This window comes from Mitsuaria sp. TWR114 (genome assembly GCF_007997345.1).
The window spans coordinates 1-2021 of sequence record NZ_VOSR01000453.1; the positions used below are offsets into that span (position 1 = coordinate 1).

At 70.6% G+C, this 2021-nt stretch carries 2 protein-coding genes; one reads left to right on the forward strand and one right to left on the reverse strand.

Annotated elements, in window-relative coordinates:
• Positions 1–656: ABC transporter substrate-binding protein (locus tag FUT87_RS16325; RefSeq protein ID WP_255511878.1), on the reverse strand; the 656-nt coding region annotated here is incomplete at its 3' end.
• A 266-nt stretch (positions 657–922) separates the two neighbouring features.
• Between FUT87_RS16325 and FUT87_RS16330 the strand changes: the two genes are divergently transcribed.
• On the forward strand, positions 923–1969 hold the full coding sequence (locus FUT87_RS16330) for a LacI family DNA-binding transcriptional regulator (protein WP_147241694.1): 1047 nt from the start codon (positions 923–925) through the stop codon (positions 1967–1969).
• Positions 1970–2021 lie beyond the last annotated feature (52 nt).

Sequence of the window (2021 nt, forward strand, 5' to 3'; positions counted from 1 at the left end):
CTGCAGCGCCAGTTCGAAGCGCGGCGGAAACGCGCCGTCTGCACCTGGCTGCGCCCCTGCGGATCGAAGAACACCCCCTCCCCGTCGGCCAGACCGGCGCGGATGCGGATGTCCTTGAGGTCCTGCGCATGCGCGACCAGGTAGGCGCCGGTGCGGGCCCGCAGCGTCCGGCCGGCCTCGATGAAACCTGACCACGAGTGCGTGAGATCGGTTTCAAGCAGCCCGGCGCGCGCCAGCAGGTCGTGCCGGTAGAACAGCGCGCCGGGACCGGTGTCCACCGGGAGCGCCTTGATCTCGCCCCGGCGGTTGACGCCGGCACGCCATGCATAAGCCGGAAAGCGGGATGCCTGGCCACCCGCGAGGTAAGGCGCACGCGACAGGTCCTCCAGCCCGGCCGAGTCGACGAACTTGCCCAAGAAATCCATATCAAGGGCGATCAGGTCGGGCAGCGCGCCGCCGGCCGCGAGGGCCGTCGTCATCGCGGTGTGGTGGTCCTTGTGCGACAGCGTCACCACGTTGACCGCCACGCCGGGATGGCGCCGGGCGAAGGCCGGGAGGGCGAGTTTCAGCGCCCGATCGAGGTCGGGATAGCTGGCGACGGTGATTCGGGCCGGCGCGGCCCGTGCTCCACCGGCGGCGGCGCAGGACAGCAGCATCAAGGCCTCTCGGCGCCTCAGCGATCTCATGATTCTTCCTGTTGTCGACGATCCGACGCCTCGGATCGCAGCCTTGTCTCGTTGGCTTGAAATCGAATTCACGCAGTCTGCCTGCACGGGATTTGCGTTGTCAACGTTGTCATCGCACGAATCGACGCTCTTGAGGGAAGTCCCCTAGGGCGACATGCGACGGCTGTCTCGCGGGCGCCGCGAAATCGTTATCATGCGACGTTCCCGTCACAGGGCGCCCGTGGCGCTCCCTCTTCATGGATCCGAGCCCTTCCCTCACCCGCCCGAAATCCGAGCCGGCCACGGTGCAGGACGTCGCCCGGCTGGCCGGCGTCTCGCCCGCCACGGTCTCGCGCATCCTCACCGGCTCGGCCCGCGTCGCCGAGGACAAGCGGCGCGCCGTCGAGGCGGCGATCCAGAAGCTGAAGTTCCGCCCCAACCTGTCGGCGCGCGGCCTGCGCAGCGGCTCCACGCACACCATCGGCGTGCTGACGCAGGAGCTCGAGAGCCCCTACTTCGCCAATGCGGTCAAGGGCGTCGACGAAGGCCTGACCGGCAGCGGCTACACGCCAATCGTGGTGCCGGGCCACTGGAACCCGGACGAGGAGTCGGAGCGGGTCGCGCTGCTGACGGCGCGCAAGGTCGACGCCTTGATCGTGCTGGGCGGGCGGCTGGGCGACGCCCGGCTCGCGGAGCTGGCCCAGCAGCTGCCGGTGGCGATCATCGGCCGGCGCACGGACGCGGCGGGCGTCTTCTCCTTCTCCCAGGACCAGGTCGAAGGGGCGCGGCTGGCCACGGCGCACCTGATCGCGCTGGGGCATCGCCGCATCGCCCACATCGCCGGGCCCTCCAACCAGGTCGACGGCCAGGAACGCAAGGAAGGCTTCATGCTGGCCCATCGCCAGGCCGGGCTGAGCGTCGATCCGGCGCTGATCGTCGAGGGCGACTTCATGGAAACCGGCGGCATCGCCGCGATGGAAACGCTGCTGGGCGCCGGACACGGGTTCACCGCGGTGTTCTGCGCCAACGACCAGTCCCTGTGGGGCGCCAAGCTGGTGCTGCACCGCCGCGGCATGCGCGTGCCCGAGGACCTGTCGCTGGTCGGCTTCGACGACCTGCCGCAATCGAAGTACATGACGCCGCCCGTCACCGCCGTGCGCCAGCACACCTTCGCGATGGGGCTGGCCGCGGCCTGGGCGCTGCTGAACGCCCTGGGCCGCGAGATGGACGAGCCGGCGCCGACGGTCCCGGCCATCCAGCTCGAGGTGCGCGAGACCACGGGCCCCTGCCACGAATCGGCCTGATCCGGCACCCCCGCGGCCAGGCGGGCGATACGCGGCCCGGGGGCGGCAGGCG